Source organism: Draconibacterium sp. (assembly GCF_041583095.1).
GTDB lineage: Bacteria > Bacteroidota > Bacteroidia > Bacteroidales > Prolixibacteraceae > Draconibacterium.
The window spans coordinates 1-5,518 of sequence record NZ_JBFHGM010000312.1; the positions used below are offsets into that span (position 1 = coordinate 1).

The window sequence follows — 5,518 nt, forward strand, 5'->3', positions numbered from 1 at the left end:
ACTGCAAAAGTTTGTAACAAACGCAAAATTGCCTGGAGTCCGGGTTGTGGTTCGGTTACCGAAATTGGCCGTGCACACGAATTAGGTGCCGAGGTGGTTAAAATATTCCCCGGATCTCAGGTGGGAGGACCAAGCTTTGTAAAAGCCGTAAAAGGACCGATGCCTTATGCCAGCATTATGCCAACCGGAGGTGTATCTCCGGATAAAGAGAACCTGAAACAATGGTTCGATGCCGGTGTAACTTGTGTGGGAATGGGATCGCAGTTGTTCCCGAAAGAAGTTTTGGCCGAAAAAAATTATGCCTATATTACCGGAAAATGTACAGAGGCACTGAAAATTATCAGCGATCTGACAACATAAAATTGTCGCCCGAAATGGCGAAACACTAAATCAATTATATCTAATGAGAACTAAAATCGTTAAAGCTTTTTCGTTGGTTTTTGTGGTAGTATTTCTTTTGGGATGCACCGAAACCAAACAACATAAAGTCTTAAAACTGGCACATGGTCTCGATCCCACTCACCCCGTTCATAAGGGAATGGAGTTTATGGCCGAGCGTTTAGCAGAAAAATCGGGCGGTAAACTCACCATCGATATTTACCCCAGCGGACAGTTGGGCTCCGAGCAACAATGTGTTGAATTGTTGCAGATAGGAAGCCTGGCAATTACCAAAGTTTCAGCTGCGGTAATGGAAAGTTTCACTCCAAAATTCAAAGCGCTGGGTTTGCCTTATGTTTTTCGCTCGAAAGAACATTCATTTAAAGTTTTCGACGGGGAGATCGGTAAAGAATTGTTGCTGGGTACCGAAGAATACTGGATTCGTGGTTTGTGTTTTTACGATGCCGGTTTTCGTAGTTTTTATACCATCGACAAGCCGATTAATACTCCCGATGATTTAAAAGGGTTAAAAATCAGGGTGATGAAAAGCCAGACTGCCATGGAAATGGTACGTGCTTTAGGTGGTTCTCCAACTCCAATTTCGTGGGGCGAATTATATACTGCGCTGCAAAGTGGAGTGGTTGACGGTGCCGAAAACAACGAGCCAAGTTTATATACTTCGCATCATTACGAGGTGTGTAAACAGTACTCATTAGATGAACATACCTGTGTGCCCGATGTGCTGATCATCAGTACAAAAGTGTGGAATACACTAAGCGAGCAGGAGAAAAAGTGGCTGCAGGAAGCTGCCGACGAATCGGTTCCTGTGGAACGGAAGTACTGGGCCGAATCGGTGGAAGAATCGTTGCGGATCGTTCAGGAGAATGGTGTTAAGATCAATTATCCAGACAAAACATTATTTGCAGAAAAAGTTTCCGATCTACTGGATAAATACCGTCAGGACGAAGTTTTGGGAGACATATTACGTCGCATCGAAGCCGTTAAATAGAAACCGATAAGAAAAAGATTATGACTATCAGAGAAAAAATAGATAAAGTAATCGAGATCTTGTTGATTTCGATTATGAGCATATTGGTACTCGATGTGCTCTGGCAAGTTTTTAGCCGCTACGTTCTGTCCGCACCAAGTTCGTTTACCGACGAGCTGGCCGGATTTCTTCTAATTTGGGTAGGTATGTTGGGGGCCGCTTATGTGGCCGGTAAAAACGAACATCTCGCCATCGACCTGATGCTGCAAAAAATGAAAGGCGTTAAAAAACGTCGCTTACAAACTTTTATTAACGCCCTGGTTGGCTTATTTGCGCTATTTGTAATGGTATTTGGCGGCTCGTGGCTTGTTTACACCCGCTTCTACCTGAATGTAAAATCGGCAGCGCTGGCTTTGCCTCTGGGGTATGTTTACCTTATTGTTCCGCTTAGCGGATTGCTGATTATTTATTATGCTATTGATAATTCACTGAACCAAAATATTGAAGAGTAATGGAATTTTTAGGAGTAATTGTACTTGTAGTAAGCTTTATAATTTTACTTGTAATTGGAGTTCCTATTGCTATCAGTATCGGAATTTCAGGGATTTTAACCATGCTGGTAACCATTATGCCACTGCCTGCAGCAACTACGTTTGCACAGCGAATGGCAACGGGACTGGACAGTTTTGCACTGCTGGCCATTCCGTTTTTTATACTGGCGGGGAATATAATGAACAAGGGAGGAATAGCTATCCGGCTTATTGATTTTGCGCGTGTTTTGGTTGGCCGCTGGCCTGCCGGACTGGCTTTTGTTAATGTTTTTGCCAACATGCTTTTTGGTGCCATTTCCGGTTCTGCAGCTGCATCGGCTTCGGCAATCGGTAGTATTATGATGCCCGAAATGAACAAAGAAGGCTACGACAAAAACTTTAGTGCCGCGGTAAATATCACTTCAGCAACAACAGGTTTGTCTATTCCGCCAAGTAATATCCTCATTGTATATTCGCTGGCCAGTGGTGGTGTTTCCATTACTGCACTTTTCCTGGCGGGTTACGCTCCGGGCATTTTAACTGGTTTGGCGATTATGGCTGTGGCTATGGGAATGTTCTCGTACAAACATTTTGGTTTTAAAGGAATGGTGCGCAACCTCGGTAAATTCTTCGCGGTTATTGCATCACTTGCTTTAGTAATTGTTGGATTGTTTAAAGTAAACAGTGCGTTCTCGGCAGGAGTTGCCACAGCCATTTATGGAGGAATCGGTGCTTTGTTTTTAGGTGGAATTGGTTATTACGGCAGCAGGCATAAAAAGGGAGCATTAAATGCTTTAAAAACACTTTGGCGTGCCTTCCCGAGTTTGATGATGCTGGTGATTGTTATCGGTGGTATTGTAGCCGGTTTTTTTACCGCAACCGAAGCTTCGGCCGTGGCTGTTTTATACGCTTTGGTTTTGGCATTTATATATCGTGAGTTGAGTTGGAAGGACCTTCCTTCCGTCATTCTGCATTCGGTAAAAACAACAGCGTTTGTGCTTTTGCTTGTGGCCACCTGTATCGGTTTGTCGTGGATTATGGCTTACGAGAATATTCCACAAAATGTAAGTGAAGCTTTATTGGCCCTTAGCGATAATAAATTTGTAATTCTGCTGATCATCAATTTGATTTTGCTGTTTGTGGGTGTGTTTATGGACATGACTCCGGCAGTGCTGATTTTTACACCGATATTCTTACCCATCGTTACCAATTTAGGATTGGAACCTGTTCACTTCGGAATTATCATGGTACTGAACCTGAGTGTTGGTTTGGGAACACCTCCTGTTGGTTCGCTGCTGTTTATCGGTTGTAGTGTAAGCCAGGTAAAAATTGAAACGGTGATAAAACCGCTTATCCCGATGTTTATAGCAATGATCGTTTGTTTGTTGCTGGTTACTTATATTCCTGAAATCTCGATGTGGTTACCTCAAAGCCTGGGATTTTAGCGACTTAAAATTTGTGTTTTATATTGGCTCTAAGGAGTTGATATAAAACACAAATCTCCATACTTTCTCTATTTTCGCCTCCATGAAGTTATTCGTTTTTGATTTGGATTTTACCCTGTGGGACGCTGGAGGTACCTGGTGCGATGCCACAAATCCGCCTTATTACTGGAGCGATGGCGCTTTGCTTGATCAGTCGAACAGTGAAATGGAATTGTATGCTGATGTGATTCCTGTATTGGAGGAACTAAAAAAGAACAAGCGAAAAATTGCTGCAGCTTCACGAACTTTCGAGCCATCCTGGGCACAAGATCTGCTTCACCTGTTTGATATCGATAAATATTTCGACCTGAAAGAAATTTATCCAAGCAGTAAAATCCAGCATTTCTCAAATATCAAAAAGTATTTTGGAATTGATTATTCCGACATGGTTTTCTTCGACGATGAACACCGTAATATTCTCGAAGTCGGGAAACTGGGAGTTGAAGCGGTTTTGGTTAACGACGGACTCCGAAAAGAGCAGGTATTTCGGTATTTAAAATAGGCTTGTCGGTATTCGAATAGCCTGTGGTCAGTATTTTAAACCGTTAAATATCAGTTGATTCTTGTGTGCTTTCAGCAAAAAATATCGTATAGGTTAACCAACAGCAGGTATATTTGCACTATACAAACCCAGTAGATAGTTTAGTTAAAGGTTATAGAAACCCTGTTATATTGTGATAAAATAAATATCCCGGATTGGACGCCCGGGATTTTTTATGCCGATTGATTAAGCCAGGTATTTAACCAATATGCGGTAGGTTTTGAAAATACCTTCAAAAATTGTCTCTGCAGTTAATCGCTATATTATTTCAAACTTTTATGTCAGCATTTCGGCAGTCGTAATATCAGCATTTTGGCTAGTTGATTTCAGTAGCTCTAGTAGTATAATGTACAATAACATAATTACATTTGAATTATACAAACCCCGCTAGAAATAGAGGAGGAGAATTATTAGAATTCATTTAGTTGTTTAAAAAGACTGGATTAAAAAATCCCGGAGTGGACGCCGGGATTTTTTTTTATTTCAAGTATGCCAATTGTTTTCAGCGTGAGCATTAAGCGAAACGATGAAATTACATTGGTAAATACCGATAGCATAGCAATAAGAATTTGGGAATTAATGCACTGGATTTGAACCGGTGGCTATTCGGTAAAATTAAATTCTGTAAAAAAAGAGTGCTCACGGACGCGAGCACTCTTTTTTATTATTAAATCTCTTTTTATAAAGCAACCGAAGTACTAGTAATACCTGCTTTTTGCGAGGAGTATTCCAGTTTAACTTCTCCTTTGCCTTGAACAATAAATTCATACTCAGTACTACTGTGTCCCGGAATGGCAAAGAACTGAACCTCAGGTTTATGCTCTTTATAGCTAACCTGATCGAGTCGGTAATCGTTAATTTTGCCACCGGCAATAACTTTGGCACCCGAAACTTTCAAGTGGTCGATGGTATACAACTTATCTTTTACAGCCTGGGCCGTCATGGTCGATAAACCGTTCTTGTTTGTTAAGCGAACCCGAATTCGTTTCAGGTTATTGTCCAGTTCTTTTACCTCAAATACATCCATTTCCACTTTTGGTGTTTCGTTGGCTGCCAGCAATACCACTGAAGCGTTGCGGTGCACCAAATCGGGCAACATAAACGGATGTGGTAAACGCGAGCTCATTTTCACCCAACCTCCAATTTCAATTTCGCCGTAAACCGGGTGATTAAACGGTTTCCATTCTTTGTACAATTCGCCCTGCACAACGTTATCGTTAAATTTCAGCTGTTCGCGACTACGCTCGTTACGGTCGCTATCAGAACCGGCGGCAGGTTTATCACTTTTCGCTTTGTAGGTTTCATCTTCGCGCATAAACAGTTCGCCAACAAAAGTATACGAACCGTGTACAAAGAACATCTGCCCGTCGGAGTCGCCAAAAGTTGGGTAAAGTTCAACCGAGGTCATGTAAACATAGCCCGGCGTAATTTTGATGGCTTCTTTTCCGATTACATCATATGCAGCAATATCCGAAGCCGGAAGAACTGTTGTATTATCAGCCGGAACACGAAGCCACATACCGCCCGAGTTGTGAAATGAAAAGTTTACGATGATATTGGGGTGCTTTGCCGCAAATGCATCAACCGCTTTTATGCC

General features: G+C 41.9%; 5 protein-coding genes and 1 pseudogene. 5 read left to right on the forward strand and 1 reads right to left on the reverse strand.

What is annotated here, in order from left to right; translation table 11 throughout:
- The 5 genes and pseudogenes from ABZB17_RS19840 to ABZB17_RS19860 all read left to right on the forward strand — a co-directional run.
- Positions 1 to 360: pseudogene (locus ABZB17_RS19840) on the forward strand (bifunctional 4-hydroxy-2-oxoglutarate aldolase/2-dehydro-3-deoxy-phosphogluconate aldolase); the annotation flags it as partial.
- Between the two features lie 43 nt (positions 361 to 403).
- A complete protein-coding gene (locus ABZB17_RS19845) occupies positions 404 to 1,387 on the forward strand; it encodes a TRAP transporter substrate-binding protein (protein WP_372652878.1) in 984 nt (327 codons plus the stop codon).
- 20 nt (positions 1,388 to 1,407) lie between these two features.
- Complete coding sequence (locus ABZB17_RS19850; RefSeq protein ID WP_372652880.1) at positions 1,408 to 1,878, forward strand: TRAP transporter small permease; 471 nt, start codon at positions 1,408 to 1,410, stop codon at positions 1,876 to 1,878.
- Entirely contained in the window at positions 1,878 to 3,341 is a 1,464-nt protein-coding gene (locus ABZB17_RS19855) for a TRAP transporter large permease (protein ID WP_372652883.1), read from the forward strand. The genes ABZB17_RS19850 and ABZB17_RS19855 overlap by 1 nt, the downstream gene beginning before the upstream one ends.
- An 82-nt stretch (positions 3,342 to 3,423) precedes the next feature.
- Positions 3,424 to 3,882 carry a magnesium-dependent phosphatase-1 gene (locus ABZB17_RS19860; protein WP_372652885.1) on the forward strand — a complete coding sequence of 153 codons (459 nt, stop codon included), beginning with the start codon at positions 3,424 to 3,426 and terminating at the stop codon, positions 3,880 to 3,882.
- 718 nt (positions 3,883 to 4,600) lie between these two features.
- Here the strand turns inward: ABZB17_RS19860 and ABZB17_RS19865 are convergent.
- Positions 4,601 to 5,518 (reverse strand): hypothetical protein (locus ABZB17_RS19865; RefSeq protein ID WP_372652887.1); only part of this gene is annotated, 918 nt, incomplete at its 5' end.

Bases quoted from the DNA above. Each gene is read 5' to 3' on its own strand.
- ABZB17_RS19845 (WP_372652878.1), top strand. From the start codon at position 404: ATGAGAACTAAAATCGTTAAAGCTTTTTCGTTGGTTTTTGTGGTAGTA.
- ABZB17_RS19850 (WP_372652880.1), top strand. From the start codon at position 1,408: ATGACTATCAGAGAAAAAATAGATAAAGTAATCGAGATCTTGTTGATT.
- ABZB17_RS19855 (WP_372652883.1), top strand. From the start codon at position 1,878: ATGGAATTTTTAGGAGTAATTGTACTTGTAGTAAGCTTTATAATTTTA.
- ABZB17_RS19860 (WP_372652885.1), top strand. From the start codon at position 3,424: ATGAAGTTATTCGTTTTTGATTTGGATTTTACCCTGTGGGACGCTGGA.